The 18,151-nt window shown below is 47.6% G+C and carries 19 protein-coding genes and 1 pseudogene; 10 read left to right on the top strand and 10 right to left on the bottom strand.

The features are described from left to right. The first annotated feature begins 68 nt into the window (after nucleotides 1-68). From ACTOY7_RS08090 to ACTOY7_RS08135, 10 genes are all read left to right on the top strand, one after another. The gene (locus ACTOY7_RS08090) at nucleotides 69-938 is read left to right on the top strand and encodes a carbohydrate ABC transporter permease (protein ID WP_482670445.1); all 870 of its coding nucleotides are present in this window, start codon (nucleotides 69-71) and stop codon (nucleotides 936-938) included. Nucleotides 939-953: 15 nt separating this feature from the next. Beyond that, nucleotides 954-1,796, top strand: a complete 843-nt coding sequence (locus ACTOY7_RS08095) for a carbohydrate ABC transporter permease (protein WP_482670444.1) — start codon at nucleotides 954-956, stop codon at nucleotides 1,794-1,796. Nucleotides 1,797-1,845: 49 nt separating this feature from the next. Beyond that, nucleotides 1,846-3,963, top strand: coding sequence for an ADP-ribosylglycohydrolase family protein (locus ACTOY7_RS08100; RefSeq protein WP_482670443.1), 2,118 nt, complete (start codon nucleotides 1,846-1,848; stop codon nucleotides 3,961-3,963). Between the two features lie 26 nt (nucleotides 3,964-3,989). Next, entirely contained in the window at nucleotides 3,990-6,101 is a 2,112-nt protein-coding gene (locus ACTOY7_RS08105; RefSeq protein ID WP_482670442.1) for an ADP-ribosylglycohydrolase family protein, read from the top strand. Between the two features lie 60 nt (nucleotides 6,102-6,161). Then, on the top strand, nucleotides 6,162-7,070 hold the full coding sequence (locus tag ACTOY7_RS08110; RefSeq protein WP_482670441.1) for a carbohydrate kinase family protein: 909 nt from the start codon (nucleotides 6,162-6,164) through the stop codon (nucleotides 7,068-7,070). A gap of 4 nt (nucleotides 7,071-7,074) precedes the next feature. Continuing rightward, on the top strand, nucleotides 7,075-8,019 hold the full coding sequence (locus ACTOY7_RS08115) for a nucleoside phosphorylase (RefSeq protein ID WP_482670440.1): 945 nt from the start codon (nucleotides 7,075-7,077) through the stop codon (nucleotides 8,017-8,019). Next, entirely contained in the window at nucleotides 8,006-9,142 is a 1,137-nt protein-coding gene (locus ACTOY7_RS08120; RefSeq protein ID WP_482670439.1) for an SIS domain-containing protein, read from the top strand. Before ACTOY7_RS08115 ends, ACTOY7_RS08120 begins: the two co-directional genes overlap by 14 nt. 98 nt (nucleotides 9,143-9,240) lie before the next feature. Next, nucleotides 9,241-9,648: a secondary thiamine-phosphate synthase enzyme YjbQ gene (locus ACTOY7_RS08125; protein WP_300884902.1), complete on the top strand. Its 408-nt coding sequence runs from the start codon at nucleotides 9,241-9,243 to the stop codon at nucleotides 9,646-9,648. Nucleotides 9,649-9,733: 85 nt separating this feature from the next. Beyond that, on the top strand, nucleotides 9,734-10,681 hold the full coding sequence (locus tag ACTOY7_RS08130; RefSeq protein WP_160280651.1) for a nucleoside hydrolase: 948 nt from the start codon (nucleotides 9,734-9,736) through the stop codon (nucleotides 10,679-10,681). 114 nt (nucleotides 10,682-10,795) lie between these two features. Further along, nucleotides 10,796-11,911 (top strand): nucleoside 2-deoxyribosyltransferase, encoded by a 1,116-nt coding sequence (locus tag ACTOY7_RS08135; RefSeq protein WP_482672123.1) that lies wholly within the window; start codon nucleotides 10,796-10,798, stop codon nucleotides 11,909-11,911. A 157-nt stretch (nucleotides 11,912-12,068) separates the two neighbouring features. Here ACTOY7_RS08135 and ACTOY7_RS08140 read toward each other — a convergent pair. The 10 genes and pseudogenes from ACTOY7_RS08140 to ACTOY7_RS08185 form a co-directional block, all read right to left on the bottom strand. Next, nucleotides 12,069-12,494 (bottom strand): annotated as a pseudogene (locus ACTOY7_RS08140) (manganese catalase family protein); the annotation flags it as partial. A gap of 36 nt (nucleotides 12,495-12,530) precedes the next feature. Then, nucleotides 12,531-14,081 carry a recombinase family protein gene (locus ACTOY7_RS08145; protein ID WP_160280648.1) on the bottom strand — a complete coding sequence of 517 codons (1,551 nt, stop codon included), beginning with the start codon at nucleotides 14,079-14,081 and terminating at the stop codon, nucleotides 12,531-12,533. A gap of 174 nt (nucleotides 14,082-14,255) precedes the next feature. Further along, nucleotides 14,256-14,798 (bottom strand): Uma2 family endonuclease, encoded by a 543-nt coding sequence (locus tag ACTOY7_RS08150; protein WP_482672124.1) that lies wholly within the window; start codon nucleotides 14,796-14,798, stop codon nucleotides 14,256-14,258. 4 nt (nucleotides 14,799-14,802) lie between these two features. After that, complete coding sequence (locus ACTOY7_RS08155; RefSeq protein ID WP_482670436.1) at nucleotides 14,803-15,852, bottom strand: Abi family protein; 1,050 nt, start codon at nucleotides 15,850-15,852, stop codon at nucleotides 14,803-14,805. Between the two features lie 148 nt (nucleotides 15,853-16,000). Further along, entirely contained in the window at nucleotides 16,001-16,429 is a 429-nt protein-coding gene (locus tag ACTOY7_RS08160; protein WP_016296617.1) for a hypothetical protein, read from the bottom strand. A gap of 137 nt (nucleotides 16,430-16,566) precedes the next feature. Beyond that, complete coding sequence (locus tag ACTOY7_RS08165) at nucleotides 16,567-16,776, bottom strand: type II toxin-antitoxin system HicB family antitoxin (protein ID WP_004068364.1); 210 nt, start codon at nucleotides 16,774-16,776, stop codon at nucleotides 16,567-16,569. A gap of 11 nt (nucleotides 16,777-16,787) precedes the next feature. Further along, complete coding sequence (locus ACTOY7_RS08170) at nucleotides 16,788-17,036, bottom strand: type II toxin-antitoxin system HicA family toxin (protein ID WP_004068362.1); 249 nt, start codon at nucleotides 17,034-17,036, stop codon at nucleotides 16,788-16,790. Nucleotides 17,037-17,171: 135 nt separating this feature from the next. Further along, entirely contained in the window at nucleotides 17,172-17,390 is a 219-nt protein-coding gene (locus ACTOY7_RS08175) for a YgiT-type zinc finger protein (RefSeq protein WP_482670465.1), read from the bottom strand. 289 nt (nucleotides 17,391-17,679) lie between these two features. Next, nucleotides 17,680-17,916, bottom strand: coding sequence for a hypothetical protein (locus ACTOY7_RS08180; RefSeq protein WP_004068358.1), 237 nt, complete (start codon nucleotides 17,914-17,916; stop codon nucleotides 17,680-17,682). Between the two features lie 11 nt (nucleotides 17,917-17,927). After that, the coding region (locus tag ACTOY7_RS08185; protein WP_482672665.1) for a type II toxin-antitoxin system RelE family toxin at nucleotides 17,928-18,151 on the bottom strand (224 nt) is incomplete at its 5' end.

An 18,151-nucleotide genomic window follows, 5' to 3' on the forward strand; every position in this document is an offset into this window, starting at 1 on the left:
AAGCTTCCTTTGTACAAGCAGGCAGGCACTTTGCTGCGCAAATTGCTTACATTTATTAGGAGAAAAAGATGAAAAAAAGAAAAATCAATTGGAATTATTTTCTGATCGCTCCTGCGCTGCTGATCAGCGTAAGTATTATATTGCTCCCGGGGGTTATGACATTCGCGTATTCCTTTACGGATTGGAACGGATTATCTCCAAACATCAATTTTATCGGACTGAAAAACTTTATTGAGCTTTTCCAGGATAAGATCTTTTTCAAAGCGATCCAGAACAACATCATCTGGACCCTGCTGTTTTTGACGATCCCGGTCTGTATCGGGATGCTGGCGGCCATGCTGCTGCTCTCCAGAAAAAAGACCAGGAGCATCTACCAGGTCGCGTTTTTGATTCCCTATGTGCTTGCACCCTCTGTCAATGCCATGCTCTGGCTGAATGTGGTATTCAGCCCGGTATCCGGCGTGATCTCCGTATTCCGGAATATGGGATTTGACATCAGTTCTCCGCTGGCGGATATGAAGACAGCGATCTACGGATGCGCGGCAGTGGATATCTGGCATTACTGGAGCTACCTGACCGTCATCTATCTGGCGGCGCTGCGCCAGGTGCCCACGGACCAGGTGGAAGCGGCCCGGCTGGACGGGTGCAACGGATGGCAGCTGTTCCGCTACATTTACCTGCCGAATATTATGTCCACAGTGAGTCTCATGTTTGTCATGATCACCATCGGCTCCTTCCTGGCCTTCGATTACATCAAGCTGATGACAGGAGGCGGACCGGCTCATGCGACGGAGGTGCTCGGAACCTATGCGTATTCCTTCGCCTTTGATTCCATGAAGGTCGGAAAAGCGGCGGCAGTGGGCTTATTTATCAGCTTCTTTGGCCTGATCGCGTCAACCATTTACACGAGACTGAGCAAGAACGAAGAGATGCAGTAGAAGGAGGGGAAACAAATGGGAGTGACATCAAAGAAAAAACAATTTGGTATTAATTTTATCATCCATCTGGTACTGATCGTTCTTGTGATCATCTGCCTGGCGCCCATCGCGCTGGTGGTGATCAACAGTTTTAAGACCAATACGGAGATTGTCAGCAATCCTCTTTCCTGGCCTTTTGTCCTGCATCTGGAAAATTATATCCAGGCATGGAAGACCGGTAACTTTTCCGTAGGCTTTATCAACAGCGTGAAGCTGACTGGATGTACGGTATTGATCGTGCTGGTCACGGCCAGCCTGGCAGGGTATGTGCTGTCCGGAAAGCGGATCAAAGGAAGCGGCGTGATCCTGATGTATTTCATGATGGCAATGACCGTGCCGATCCAGCTGTTTTTGTTCCCGCTGTATTATGCCTATGCAAAATTAAACCTGATCGGAAATATCCTGGCTACAAGCTTTATCCTGGCTGCGCTGTATATGCCTCTTTCCGTATTTTTGATGCGGACCTTTTTCCTGAATGTACCGAAAGAGCTGGAGGAATCCGCGCGGATTGATGGAGCGGGCACCTGGCAGGTGATCTGGCATATCATGCGTCCGGTAGTTTCCCCGGGGCTGATCACGGTGGCGATCCTGATTGGGCTGCAGTCCTGGAATGAGTACCTGATTTCATCTACGTTCCTGCAGGGGGCAAAGAACTTCACGGCAACACTGGGATTCCTGGCAATGAACGGATCCTATGGTTCCGATATGGGCGTTATGATGGCGGCTGCGTCGACACTGATCGGGCCGATCATCGTATTCTTCCTGTGTACCCAGAGGTACTTTGTGGACGGTATGGTCAGCGGAGCGGTGAAAGGATGATATGGGGCCGGATTCTGCGGCTGGATCAACATGAAATAAGGAGGATAATATGCAGATAAAGGATTATCAAAATCAAATTTATTCCGGCGTGCTTGGAAAAATTATCGGGGTATACCTGGGCAGGCCTGTTGAAGGCTGGAGTTTTGAAAAAATCCGGGAGCATTTCGGGGAAGTGTACTATTATAAGGGACATATTACCGGAGCGCCGCTGATCGTGCCGGATGACGACATCTCGGGAACCTTCGCTTTTTTCCGGGCTCTGGAAGACAATGGCTGCAGCGCCAGACTGACGGCGGAGGATATCGGAAATGCCTGGCTGAATTATATCGTGGAAAATGAGACGATCCTCTGGTGGGGCGGACTGTGCAGGAGTACGGAGCATACCGCGTATCTCCGTCTGAAAAACGGGATTAAGGCACCGGAAAGCGGAAGCGAAAAGCTGAATGGAAAGAGCATGTCGGAACAGATCGGAGCGGAGATCTTTATCGATACCTGGGCATTGGTCAATCCGGCCAATCCGGATCGGGCGGCGGACATGGCCAGGAAAGCGGCCAGTGTCAGCCATGACGGGCTGGCCATCGATGCGGCGGTGTATCTGGCCGTGATGGAAGCCATGGCGTTTGAAGAAAAAGAGATTGACACCCTTCTGGACAAAGGTTTGGAGTATATAGACAACCCGTTTTTCAAAGAACTGGTCGGCGAGCTGAGGAGGCGCTGCCGGGCGGCAGAGGACTGGCATGAGGTACGGGACTGGATAGCCAGTGAGCACGGGTATGAAAAATATCCTGGAAACTGTCCGATGGTCACGAATCACCTGACTCTTTTGATGGCGCTGATCATGGGAGGCGATGATTTCAACAAGGCATGCATGATCGCATGCTCCGCAGGATGGGATACGGACTGTAATTCCGGAAATGTGGGATGCTTAAACGGAATCCGCCTGGGTCTGGAAGGATTTTCGACAGGGGCAGACCTGAGAAAGCCGGTTGCAGACCGTCTGTATGTAGTCACCAGCGATGGCGGCGAGACGGTTACCGATGCGGTCATTGAGACGAGGAAGATTGTAAGAGCAGCCGCAATGCTGAACGGAGAAGAAGTGGAGATTCCGAAGGAACGGTATGCCTTTGAATATCCGGGAAGCGTACAGGGCGTGATCCCATTTGACGGAAACCAGAAAGAGCAGGTGCTGACCCGGATCGAGAATGCTTACGATTCCACAGGGGAATTTGGCTGCAGGATCTTTTATGAAGGCCTGGGCGCAGGGGTCCATGCAAGCTGCTGTGTGGATACCTTTATCGACTTAAAACCAAAGGGCAAGGAAGGGACAAGCTATTTTGACGTGCTCTGTTCCCTCACCCTGTACAGCGGACAGGAGATTACGGCCTGTGTGACGGCAGTCGAGGATGTGAATCCGGATTTCCGGTTTTTCATTCAGTATTTCGATGAAAATGACGAGCTGGCGATCCGGTACGGGGATTCCGTGAAGCTAAAAAAGGGACGCAATGTGATCCAATGGACGGTGCCGGATACCAGGGGCCATGCGGTGTACCGGCTGGGGATCACCCTGCTGAGCCGGTTTCGGGTGGACGGCAGTATCATCCTGAATACGCTGGACTGGTCCAATACACCGGTGCGGTATGAGATGGGGCGTTCCATGGAAATGACTCCCTCCCTGACACCGTGGACCACGACGACCTCCTGGCTGAAAACCTTTGTATCTTCGGCAGACCATTTTAACCCGGATTATACGGTTACATTTTCCATCTGCCATGAACGGGAGAACGGCGTGGTGACAACGGGAAGCAGTGACTGGGATGATTATACCGTATCCTCGGTGATCACATTTTCCCAGCAGGATCTGGCCGGACTGGCTGCCCGGGCGAAAGGGCACAGGCAGTATTACGGCGCGGTACTGACCGGGGGATGCGCGGAGATCTATAAACAGAAAAACGAACAGAGGACCATTTTAGCAAAGGAACCCTTCGGCTATCGGATTGATGAGACGCACCGACTGGCATTTACAGTCAAAGGGGAAACACTGAAGCTATATATAGACGGAGAGAACGTACTCTGTGCAGAGGACTCGGAATACTCTTGCGGGCAGGCTGGATTTGTAGTGGATTCCGGCGCGATACTGGGGGACGGGTTTGTAGTGGAAAGAGCATAAAAAGTAAAGGCGGTTGAAGTTGAACGATGAGTATACAGAAATATGAAAACGATATTTATGCCGGGGTGCTTGGAAAGATACTCGGCGTATATCTGGGAAGGCCTGTGGAAGGGTGGAGTTATGAGAAAATCCAGGATACCTTTGGAGAAATCCGGTATTACGTCCATGAAAAAGCAGGGGTGCCCCTGATCGTGGCGGATGATGACATTTCTGGTACATTTGCTTTTTTCCGTGCCATTGAGGATCATGGATTTGAAAAAAGCACGCCTGCGAAGGCATTCGGAGATACATGGCTCAATTACATTATAGAAAATAAAACGATCCTGTGGTGGGGCGGATTGGGACGATCTACGGAACATACCGCATATCTGAATCTGAAAAACGGGATAGAAGCGCCCAAAAGTGGCTCCATTGAGGTCAATGGAAAGATTCTGGCAGAGCAGATCGGCGCACAGATTTTTATTGACGCGATCGCCATGGCATGTCCGGGAGACCCGGAGACGGCGGTGGAGCTGGTTCGGAATGCGGCCGGCGTCAGCCACGACGGGATTGCGGTGGAGGCTGCGTGCCATCTGGCGGCTCTGGAAGCGATGGCTTTTGAGGAAAAACGGATTGACGTGCTTCTGGACCGGGCGGCCGGATATGTGAAGAGTCAGGAATTGCTGGATATCATAGGGGACGTCCGGGATATCTGCGGCAAAGAGAGAGACTGGCGGAAGGTCCGGGCATATCTGGACCCGAAATACGGTTATGACGTTTATCCGGGGTGCTGTCATATGGTTCCTAATCATGCCATGGTCATTGCGGCATTCATCCTGGGCGGCGACGATTTTCAGAAGTCCATCAGCATTGCGGCTTCGGCGGCATGGGATACGGACTGCAACGCAGGAAATGTAGGGGCGCTGAACGGTATCCGTCTTGGGATAGAAGGGATCAATGCGGGTGCGGATTTCCGGGGGCCGGTGGCGGATCTGATGTATGTGGTGACGTCCGACGGCGGTTCGGTGGTGACGGATGCGGTTCTGGAGACAAAGAAGATCGTGGAGGCTGCCGCGAAAATGCGCGGGGAAAGCCTCTCTGTATCGGAATCCAGATATACCTTTGAATATCCGGGTGCTGTGCAGGGGTTCTTGAAATGTGAGTTTGACCATGGCGCAGCGGCGGACGTCCGGATCTTTAACCGGAATGAGATTTCCGGGGAAAACGGACTCTGTATCGAGTGCTGCCATGTGGCGGACGGTGTGACAGCCAATGTTTCAACCCAGACATTTATTGATTTTTCGAAACTGGCGGTCAATTTTTCGACGGTTGCCTCACCAACACTCTATTCCTCTCAGGTGGTCTCTACGACCGCATACAGAGAATCAGGCGGCCAGGTATATTTAAGGCCGTATATTCTGTACTATGATATAGACGATCAGATTCAAGTGATCTATGGAGACGGATGGGAGCTTTCCGAAGATGCAGAAACCTATTTCTGGACGGTACCGGACACAAAGGGAATGTCCATATGCAAGCTGGGATATCAGATGGAAAGCAGGAAGCGTTTTGACGGCAGGATCGTATTGAAGGAAATAGACTGGAACGGCGCGCCGGCGGATTTTTCACAGAGAGGAATGCTGATGAATTCCATCTGGAATACCAGTCCTTTGTGGCTGGCAGGCTTTGCAAGTTCTGCGGCGCAGTTTGCGGCGGACTTTAAGCGGACCTACTGTGTATCCCACGAAGAAGCAAACGGAGTGGTGACCATCGGAAGCAGGGAGTGGAAAGATTACAGCGTGGAATCTACGATATATTACAGTCTGCATCAGGAAGGAGGGCTGGTGGCGCGCAGTACGGGACATAGGAGATTTTACGCTGCCGTACTGAACGGTTTCAGCAAGGCGCAGATCATTTTGGAACAGGATGGGAAAAGAACGGTCCTTGGAGAAACAGAGTATCCATATGAGGAAGAAACCGGATATTGCATGAAACTGACCGTAAAGGGCAGCAGGCTGTATCTGGATATCAATGGAAAGCGGGTGCTGGAAGCAGAGGATGCGACCTTTAGATGCGGCGGGGGAGGTTTTTTGATTTCCAAAGGTACGATGACCTGCGACAGCCTGATCGTGAAAAACAATCAGCAAGGGCTGCAGTGAGGGCGCTGTGAATAGTAACTTGTTTGAGGCTGAAAAGGGCTGTTAAATTTGGAGGTTTTTATGAAATATGTGGTAGTATCAGCCGTTGTTACGGATGAAATACATTTTCCGGACGGAAATGTAAAGATTGCCCCGGGCGGAGCCGGCTTCTATGCACTGTGCGGTCTCAGGCTGTGGAGCGACCAGGTTGTGGCTGTGACCGGGATCGGAGAGGATTACGAAAAACTGCATGGGGAATGGTACAGGAGGAATCACATTTCCATGGAAGGCTTCCGGATCAAGGATGCCAGATCCCCGTATACGATCGTGGAATATTTCCCGGACGGCGAGCGGATCGAAACGCCGGCGCTTGGATTGGAACATTTCCGCTCTTTGGAGACAACCGGGGAGGAGGTAGTACCGTATCTGGACAGTGCAGAGGGAATGTATATTTTCAGAAATTTGGATCCGGACTTCTGGAATGGATTCCTGAAAAATAAGAAGGATTCCTTATGCAAGATCATGTGGGAAATTGCCGCAGATGCCGCGCAAAAAGAAAATCTGGAAACCGTCAGGGACATTGCAGGGCAGCTGCACGCATTCTCCATCAATATGACAGAGGCGAAAAGCCTGTTCGGTACCTCAGACCGGGAGCAGATCATAGAAGAGCTCAGGAGCTGGGAGCTGGAACTGATCTTTCTGCGCCAGGGGGCAAAGGGGGCGGTTATGATCACGGCGGATGAAGTGGTGGAGGTGCCGTCCCAGCCGGATGTTCAGGTGGTGGATACCACAGGCGGCGGCAACAGTTCGACAGGTGCGGTTCTGTGCGGGCTGGTAGAAGGTCGTTCTCCGGAAATCTGCGGAAGGATGGGAAGCATCTCCGCAGCGATGTGCATCTCCCAGTATGGCGTTCCGGAAGAGATTACTGAAGAAATGCGAAAAGAAGCACGGGAGAAGGCAATTTGTAAAAATATGAAAGGTCTGGTGTAAATTCATGTTAAGTGAGAAGATCAGAGCAAAACAATCTATAAAAAATATCCGGGAGCGCTATGAATATTATCAGAATGTTCCGGAGAGGGGACTGGTCATCAACGGCAGGCCGGCATTGACACAGATCATTCCGGAGAAAGCGGGGGATTTTGTGCTGGTCACAGTGCGGGATCCATTGTGTGCTTATGACTGCGACCCGGCGAAGATCATTGCCGACAAGATGGAACATTCGGAACTGATCGGCAGTTCCGGTATGTTTACGAGTTATACCGGGGAGTACAAAGGAGCACGGATCACAGTCGTCAGCGGAGGCAGCGGTTCGCCGGAGATGGAGCTGATCCTGTATGACTATATGGAATACACGGATGCCCATACATTTCTGCGTGTAGGCGGGTCCGGCGGGATCGGAGATGAAGTGAAGCCGGGGGATGTAGTCATTTCCAGCGGGATCGTAAGAGAAGAAGGAATGACAAAGGCTTATATCCCGGCGGCCTATCCCGCGGCCAGCCACTACGAGGTAGTGACGGCCATGGTTCAGGCGGCAGAGGGGTTAAACGCCCCGTACCATGTGGGGACTACGGTATCGGTGGACAGTGATTTTATCGGCGGAGGAAGGCCCGGGGTGGGAGGTTACATGCAGCCTTGGAACATAGAATTTGCCGGGATCTACAATCGGGCGGGGGTGCTCAACGGAGACCGGGAATCCGCGGCCATCGTGACACTTTCTGCACTCTTTGGAAGAAGGGGCGGTTCGGTGTGTTCGGTTGCGGACAATCTGTGCACCGGTGAAAAATTTGACGCGGGAAGCGGGCATAATTTTGCCATTGAGATTGCGCTGGAAGGGTGTTATCTGCTGAATGAAATGGATCGGCAAAAAGAGAAGCACGGAAAAAGGTACTGGTATGCCGGACTGTGTAATGGAAAGGAAATCAAAGATGAAAAAATATGATAATCCCATGAGCAGACAGGTAGAAAGTCTGCCGGAATTGATGGAACAGCAGTATGACGACCTGGAACCAAAGACAAGAAAGGTCCTTTCGTTTCAGGAAATCTACAATATTCAGAGAATCGTATTGACTGGATGCGGGGATTCCCTGGCAGCTGCAATGGCTACAAAGCATGCGTTTGAAATGCTGACCGGTATTCCTACGGAGGTGGTGACTGCCATAGAACTGGGACGGTTTTACTGTGAGAGGCACTTAGGAATAGACTGCCGGAACCCGCTGGTGATCGCTGTCAGCAATTCGGGTACCGGGGCCAGGGTGTCGGAAGCTGTACAGAGGGCCGGAAAGCATGGGTGTTTCGTGCTGGGAGTGACGGGAAATGAAGAGTCCCCGCTGGGAATCCATTCGGATAAGATTTTAAAGCTGAATATCCCGGCTTTTGAGAGCGCGCCCGGAACCCGGAGCTATCTGGTGAGCGTGATGTCTTTGCTGCTGCTGGCGATCCGGTTCGGCGAAGTGAGGCATCAGTATACCATGGATCAGGCCATGGATTACCGAAGGGATATCCGGAGACAGGGCGAACTGCTCCGAACGTTGCTTCCGGAGATGAAGACAGTCTGCCAGACTGTGGCAGAGGAGTGGCAGGGATTTCCGTGCTATGACTTTGTAGGTTCCGGCTTTGACTATGCGGCGGCCTGGTTCGGGCAGGCAAAGATTCTGGAGGCAACCGGAAAATTTGCCATGCATATTAACACCGAGGAATGGTTCCATTTGAATTTTTTTGTTAGAAATGCAAGGGAAATGGGGACCGTGGTGGTTGCCAATACGACGAGCCCCGGGCACAGCCGCACAAGGGAGATGGTGAAATACGCCAACGTGCTGCACAGACCTTTGGTAGTCATCACGGATGGAAGTGCGGAGGATTTCGGAGGAGAGCAGGCAATTTATATTCAGGTACCGAAGCCGGAATATCCCATCACCATGCCCCTGACCCAGTTCGCGCCGGTATGCCTGATCGCGGCGTATATTGCGGAACTGACCGGGGAGGAATACGGAAGAGGCTGCGAAGGGGACTGGTCGTTCAGCAAAAACGGGGCCGGTGTAACGGAGAGTGAGATCATGGTATAGAGCTGACAAAGGTACGGCGCCCGCACCGGCCGGGAAGGCATTGTTTTCCGGGACGGGCGCCCTGCAGACAGGGGAAGGATGACGGCAGGAGGAACAGGATGCTGAAACATTATAAAATCAAGACAAAGTATAACGATGTATATGATATTACAAAGGAAGTTAGACAGGCGGTAGAAGAGAGCGGTGTAGAGGAGGGGATCTGCATTGTATATAATCCTCATTCTACGGCGGGCATTACGGTATTTTCACCGTGGGATCCGGACGGGTTTGTGGATCTGGACGAGGAGATCTGCCGGCTGATCCCTACGAGGGTGGACTTTAAGCACCAGCATGATACCCCCCAGGATGCCGCGGGACATGTGAAATCCGCGCTGCTTGGGATTTCAAACAGCTTTATCGTACATGAAGGGAATCTGTTGCTGGGCGGTTCCCAGGGAATTTATTTTCTGGAATTTGACGGGCCCAGGGACAGAGAATATTTTGTGAAGGTATTCAGTGATAAATAGATAGACAGCAGCGGCAGATATTTGACAGCTGCGGTCTGAGAGGGCGCTGGGATAGATTCAGTTAATATAAGGAAAGGAAACGAAGATGAAGAAGATCATATTGGATTGCGATCCGGGTATGGATGACTCTATGGCCATTGTCATGGCGGTCAAGTCGGAGGCGCTGGATGTACTGGCTGTCACGACTGTCAATGGAAATTACCCGGTGGATGTGACGAGTAAAAATGCAAGAAAGGTACTGGAACTGTTGGGAAGGACGGACATTCCCGCTGCCCGCGGCATGGCCGGCCCCATCATCCGCAAATCCCCGCCGGATCCATTTACCCATGGAAAGGACGGACAGGCAGAGGCTTATCTGCCGGAACCCTCAATGCCGCTGGCAGATTTGGACGCGGTGGATCTGATCATTGAATTGGTGAAGGCAAATCCGGGAGAGGTGACGCTGATCGCGACAGGTCCTATGAGCAATATCGCCATGGCCATGATCAAGGCTCCGGAGATCAAGGAAATGATTCCCGAGATCATTGCCATTTCCGGTGCGTTCGGACTCAACAAATATGCCTTTTTAAACGCGACCGGAGATACGCCCCAGAGCGAGTGGAATGTGTATGTAGATCCGGAGGCTGCAAAGGTGGTCTATGAGTCCGGCGTCAGGCTGGTGGCGCTGGGGCTGGATGTGGCAACTTATTTTGATGTAAATTTCAGCGATGAGGATGTGAAGCGGCTGGAAGAGAGTGATAAGAAGGAAGCTGATTTTCTGGCAAATGCGATCCGCTTCGTGAAGAAGAGAGGCTTTGACGCGTACTGTACCGTGATTGACTGTATGGCGGTGGCCTACGCCATTGACCCGACTCTGGTAGAGACCATGGAGGCCCATGTAGGAGTGGAGACAAAGGACGGGCTGACTCTGGGGATGACGGTCATTGACCGGAGACATCATTTTGTATGGGAGCAGCTTCCGCTGATCCAGGTGGGATGCAGCGCGGACTGCGGGAGATTCCTGCAGATGCTGCTGGAGCTGGTACTCAAATAAGAACAGGAATTTAAAGACTCCCGGATACTTTTGACTTTTGCTGCTCCGACATAAAGCCGAAGGTCAAGTTGTGTGAGGAAGGTTCGGGAGTTGATAGGATTGGAGGAAAAAAGGATGTATAGATATCAGTATTCTTTGGTTAGTGACGAAGCGTTATACATCGCGGGGCCGGAATGTTTTTACACGTATGGCTATGATGCCCTTGGGGCGATGAAGGCCCGGGCGGAGGCGCTTGGATTTTCGGTGACGCTTCCTAACAGCGATCCGCTGGATATGGAAAATCCGAATCTGCAGAAGCGGGCGGACAGTATCTTTGCAAACCTGGAAAAGGTCATGCTGGACACCACGGCGATCGTGGCAGACCTGGAGGCCTACAGAGGGGCGGAGCCGGACAGTGGGACCGTCTACGAACTGGGAATGGCCTATGCAAAGGGTGCAAAATGCTATGGCTACACAAGAGATAAACGGAGTTTTGCCACGAAAAATCCGAACACAAGGCTTCAGGACGGGAAAGTCACAGATGAATTTGGAAATCATCCGTTTTACGGGCAGCTTCCCTTTGCCCCCACGATCATTGGTTCCACAAAGATTGTGGAGGGCAGCTTCGAGGACTGTCTGCAGATGATGATCCTTGATAAGGAAGAAGAAAGTAAATTTAAAGCCCGGAGAGGATACTATGTGGACCGCTCCAGGGCCCGCACGGAAAAACCCGGGGAGAAGCCACTTGTATACCTGGCAGGAGTCGGGCGTTACCAGGAAAATGCGCAGGAAATTTTTGGAAAAATGAAGGAGATCTGCGCAAAATATGGGATGCAGGCATTTTCACCGGTGGACTGGGCAGCAGGAGTGGAGCAGATGGAGACAGAGAACCCCTATGTGTGGGCACAAAATCTGTTTGATAATTTCCAGCAGCATGTCAGGAACTGTGACGTGATTGTTGCAGATTTAAATAATTACCGTGGATATGAGGTAAACAATGACGTAGGCTTTGAGTGCGGAATGGGATTTCAGCTTGGTAAGAAACTGTACGGATATATGGACGATGCTTCACCTATGATAGAAAAGATCCCGCACCTTGGCGCAGACAAGGAATACCGGGATCATACGGGCAGTAATGTGGAGAATTTTAATTATCCATGCAATCTGATGTTCAGCTGCTCAATGAAGATTTTTGAAGGGGACTTTGAGAAGATCATTGCTGAGGTGGCAGAAGATCTGCTTTCCAAATGATAAAAAGGACGGGAGACGAGATGTCAGGATATGTTCCTGGATATGATCCGGATTGTGTTGGAGATCATATAGATTCCATGATTGTGTCAGAGCAAAAATGCTGCCATAGGAGCTATTTATCAACAGCTCCTACGGCAGCATTGAATTTATCTGTTATTTATCTACATCCGCAGTCTGACGACATATCAAATGCCGGATTGAATGCGTAGAAGTTCTTGCTGTCCAGATGATCCTGTACGATTCGGAGGCTTTCACCGAAACGCTGATAATGCACCACCTCACGCTCACGCAGGAACCGGATCGGGTCGCATACTTCCGGGTCTTTTATGAGTCGGAGGATATTCTCATAGGTAGTTCTGGCTTTCTGTTCGGCCGCCATATCTTCATGCAGATCCGTGATCGGATCGCCCTTGGATTGGAAGTAGGTTGCGGTCCATGGCGCCCCGCCTGCTGACTGGGGCCAAAGTGCGAGTGTGTGGTCTACATAATATTTGTCGAAACCGGATTTTTTCAGTTCTTCCGGAGACAGGTTTCTGGTCAGTTGGTGAACGATTGCGCAGACAATCTCCATATGGGCCAGTTCGTTATCCCGTAAAAGGTGGAAATGAGGGAGAAGCCGCTAATTACGAGGAATCCGCGGCTTTATAGACAGTTCAAACGTGGCTTTTTCCTTTTCGCCGCGTTTATTTTTAGTGAGTTTCCTGTACTCTACAGATTCCAGGAGCAGTCTCAGGGCTTTATTGCGTTCCTGATCAGAGAGATCCCAATAGCAGCTGAGCAGGCTCTGGCACGCAGGAATAAAATTGTTGATATTGTCTTCACGCAGCTGTTCTTTTTTCAAGTCCTCTTCCAGATCCCGGATGTGCTCTTCGGACTGGCGGATCTGTTCCTGGAGCCTACCGGAACGTTCCAGGAAAATTTCCGTGGTGTACACACCGCTTTCCAGGAAATCATACAGCTTTTCTTTCTGAAGCATTAATTTCCCATGATCCGCACGTATTCGTTTTAATACCTGTGTTTTTTCCGGAATCAGGCTTTTGTGTACCGGAGCGTGAATCTGGTATCCGGACACCCAGTCAGAGAGACAGTCTATCAGCTTTTTCTCGACCAGATCCAGCTTGCTGCCGATCGTAGGACAGCCGTCAGTTTTGCACATCAGGACATCGTAGGGGGCGCCGCCTTTACTTTTGGAGGCCGGGCGGCGGTACATTTTCCGCCTGCATTCGCTGCAGACAATTAGACCGGCAAGCGGATTTTTTATGCCGTAGGATTCCGGGGGCTTCGGGGCGCCGAGTCCGAGATAGCTTTGGGCTTCAAGAAAAACCTCGTGATCGATCATCCGGGGATGCCGGGCCTCTACGGACGTATAGTCGCTGCTCCGGGGGCGGCTCTTGACCGGCATTCCGTCCACAATCTGCATAGTCACTTTTCGCTGGCCGATTGCGACTTTTTGATCGTAGACCTCATTACGGAGAATATCACGGATGGTGCTGTCTGTCCATTTCTGCGACTTCCTGGGGCGGATTCCCTGCAGATTCAGATTCCGTTTGATATAGGTAATGCCGATCCTTGATGGACCGGTAAACAGGCTAAATATGAGACGGACAACAGGAGCTTCCTGTTCATCCAGTTCTAAGGTCCAGCCCTTTTCCTGCTCCAGCTTTACACGGCGGAAGCCGTATGGCGCAACATTGAACGGCCATTTGCCTTCCTGCGCGGCAGAATAGCGGCCAGCCTGCATCCGGCGTTTGATGGTTTTATATTCCCGGCGGGACATGAACAGACCAAATTCAAAATATTCTTCGTCAAATTCATTTGCCGGGTCATAAGTTTTCAGCGGAGTCACAATCAGTGTATTGGAATACTGGAAGGCCCTTTGGACAATTCCCTGGTCGATGGTATCACCTCTGGCCAGACGCTCCACTTCCATGACCAGCACGCCGTCCCATAAGCCCTGTTCTACTTCATGGAGAAGCTGCTGCATCACCGGACGGGCGGCGATGGTTTCCCCGGAAACAATCTCACGGTAAATATTTCCGATAATGAGTTTTTTCTGCCTGGCGAGGGAAAGAAGGGTTTGTTCATGGCGCGCAAGGGTTTCGCCGTCGCCGTGCTGCTCGGCTTCCAGATCCTTGCGTGACTTCCTTAAATAGATACAGTATGACATCATATCACGCTCCTTGTACAGTATATAAAAATAAGTATAAAAATAGCACCTTGCCAAAACAGGTGCAGGTGTGATATAATCCTTTTGGATTTTTGGGATTATATCACGTGCACTTGTACATGACATGGTTACCAAGGTGAAGGCCGTTCCTGTTGGCGCAGGGGCGGTTTTCGTTTATTACAGTAAATCAGAGATTTTAATAGTCAAATCATTAAAAATGTAAACCGGTATTTCATCATCGAAAGAATACAGGTTTGCATCTTCTTCGCCTTCAAATACATAGGTCTGGACAACTTTCTTCATGGGGTTTACGATCCAATATTCCCGGACTTTGGCAGTACGGTATTTGAATAATTTGATTGCACAATCTGTCCGGGTACTGCTTGGCGATACAATCTCTATGATCCAGTCTGGGGCTCCGTCACATCCACGGTCTGACAGCTTATCTTTATCACAAATAACAGAAATATCGGGCTCTACCCATATCTTATCATTCGAATTAAGATTCACTGCAAATGGGGCTGGATAAACTTCACAAGCGCCCTTGTTAGAATCAATGAATGAACCTATGGTCTGTGTTAATCGACTGACTAACTTCTGATGTATCCGATTCGGCGGCACCATGGCATACAGCTTCCCATCGATCAGCTCCGCACGCTGGCCGTCCGGAAGGTTCCAATAGTCTTCTGATGTGTAAACTTGTTTTTGTGGTAATGGCATGTAGTCACGTCCTTTCAATATTGTTTTGATTAACATTGATGTCGGAAAATTTTTCTAATAAAAGTTGCTTTAACCTGTCGTTTAAATTCTCTGGAAGTCCTAGAATTTTTAATATAGTACTTCTATTCATGACAATAGTTTTATAAGGATCGAGAATATAAATTAAATCTCTTAAAAAGTTAGATAATATGTAACGGTCATCTATTAGTATAAAACAAACAAGTATAACAGCAAATAGGTCGCTTTTTCCAAAGTTTTTGTTATATTCATCAGGTGACAACGCATTGCGTGATAATGTCAAGAGCTGTCTTTTAGGAAGAATAGGAAGACCTGTAACATTAAAGGTTCTATTCGAATGCGCAATTCGATTTCTATACTCACGCAGTAAAGAAAAAGCAATAGTTATAAATTCTTTTTTATCTGAAATCGAAATATCTGATTCAGGAATAAATTCTGTACACAAACGTGCTTTATCATCGTTTTTTAAAATACTATACCATTTGATTGCTAAGCCAAAAGTAAGGTTTGTCATTAGTATCAAAGCAGGGATATGGTTTTTATCATTCGCATAATGAGCAACGCTCGGATTTATCCGGTTTGAAGTCAGGGTTTCTTTTATTCTAAGAAGAATATTATTTCGTCCATATGCACTTCGGCTATAATTACCCCGAAAAAGATAATCTTTTGGATTACAATTGGATAAGTCCTCAATATTGGTATAAACACCGTAATTTTCTGAGATAATATAGGATAATTTTGTTTTTAAATACCTTTCAACAAATAGAATATATTTTAAAATTATAGTATTTAAGTTGGTATCAATCATATGGAGGGTATATAAGTCATCAAATTTAGTTCCTTCAATAAAGTTATCAGTTCCAATCTGAGATAGAAAAGTATTTTTGTAACCGTTAATTATTGTATAATAAGACAATCCGCTTAACGCACGGCGTGTAAAATCTCTATTCTGGATTATGATATTTCTTGATTCCATAAGATCCATCTGCTCTTCATAGGTCAAAAAAGGTTTATCATAATCTGTTAAATTCTCCACAATAGTCAAAGCCCCCTTACCAAATAATGGGAAGAGGGCTTCTCCAGTCACCTTGTGCGGCGACCATCTCTGTTCGAATCCATCTTACCATTAGAAAATTTATTTGTCAAGTAGACACCACATAACAAGTATTGTATAATGATGAAATTTACGCCAATTTTATAGGATCTCCTATTTGTATTTTACGGTTGAAATCTTTAATAGGAGAAATATCGTTATCATTGATATTTAAAGGAATCGGTTCTTTATTTTCATCAAACAACGGGGACAAGGATAAAATAGTTGCAACGGAGGTCATACTTGATTCAACAGTTTTTTTCTTCATCTTTCGACACACAGAATACTTCTTATTTACATCAGTAACTGTCAAAGTATCCTTTGTATATTCATACATGCATAAAAGAGAACCATCTACATCGTACAAGGGTTCTACCTGGGTATAAACCTTGATTTCATCTCCTTTTTTCAACTTTGCTTCACCAGCATTTACCACTAAAGTTTGAGTATCTAATATTCGTATTACATTACCTATATAATCAGGCCCATAATCATTTGTTTTAGTATCTTGTTCATTCATAGATTGCCTCCATATTATTCATATAAACTCCTTTCAATTTACGTTTACATTTCAATACTTTCCTACCACTTTACCCGTACAGACAATGTTATCATATTCAGAACTTGTTTTTGTGGTAATGACATAATCGTCCTCCTTTAGGCATACATTAACCGTCCTTTAGGCTCTGGAACTTCAAGCCCGCGTTCAATAGTAACTTCAATCCATTCTTTTATAATAACTTCTGCATTGGCGATCGCTTCCTCAACGGTCTTGCCATCAGCCATGCATCCTGGAAGTTCTGGAACTTCTACAATAAAGGCATTATCATCGTTTGACCAGTAAATAATACGTTCATACTTATACATGTGCGTACCTCCTATAATCTGATTTGATATTTCTGCAAAAAGTTCCGGATCTGCCTGACCTGATAAGGTTTCGCCATGTTGCTGTCAGGCTGGATGTTTATATTTTCTCTAAGGTTACCATAAGAATATATGAAATGATCCCCTTTTATGCGGCATTCAAAACCTAAAATATCAAGAAGTTTTTGCAAATCCCTAAATTTAGTGTTTTTGTCTTGTGTACCGCTTACTATTGATAGATATAGCTTTTCTATGGTTGACATAATGTATTATACTCCTTTTTATATAATCGCTGGTGCGGTTATAACTCAACTTTCCCGATCACTTTTCCGATCAGCCGAACCTTTTCATCTCCCGGAATATCATCATGATTCTGTAATCACCGACACGCATTCTTTTTATGCAACCTTTGAATAATCAATGATGGAGATCTCCTGCATTAATTTTTTAGCAGAAGCAATGATCACTTCCAGTTGTTGGACAACATCGCCGGTATAAATTACTTCGTTGCATTCTGAACATTTAAAACAAGGGACATTGCGAACAATAACAAGGCAATTGTCCAAATCAGTTACACTTGTCGTAAATCCTTTTTCTGTCGCTGCACCGCATTTCATACATTTCAAAGATTATGCTCCCTTCTGGTCTTAAAATCAGCTTCCCATTTGATCGTGTTTGGAAAATATGAAGTGATCAAATATATAAACTCATTATCCGTACTTGCCACAACATGAATAGGTTTATCATTTGCAGACAATCTAATATTAATCAAATTCTCGCCTCGTTTCTATATTTATCTAATCGCCGAAGTGGTTATTATTCGACCTTCCCGACCACTTTTCCTACCAGTCTGATCTTTTCATCTCCCGGCATATCATCATAATCTTTATTTCTGTAAAATAAATTTTACAGGGTAAGATTTAATTCTTTAAGCAAATCTTCTTGAGATACAAATTCATGGCAATCAGGGTTTCTATTTATTTCATCAAGCATTTTTAAGTCCCATTCATCCGGAGGAACTTCTTCAATATCGTCCCATGATTTTGGAGAGAGATTTTCGATTACAAAATTCCACACTTTTTCTGCGTCAGAATCATTCATCATAGTCACTGCGCCTAGAATTCTTTCTTTTATTGCACTCATAATAGATCCTCCTATTTATAGATTTGTCCACGGTTATCAATTTCTTCGATGTATAAAATATTTTCAGAAAAACTAAATATAATACGAAAATTTCCGACACGAAGTCGATACCCAGTCCTTCCTTGCAACTTTTTTACATCACCGTTTGGCAGTTTATTGATTGCGTCTATAATTCTCCTTTGTGCTATTTTATCCTGTTTGCTAAGATACTTTACGGCTTGTTTAGAATAATTAA

Source organism: Schaedlerella sp., assembly GCF_056796775.1.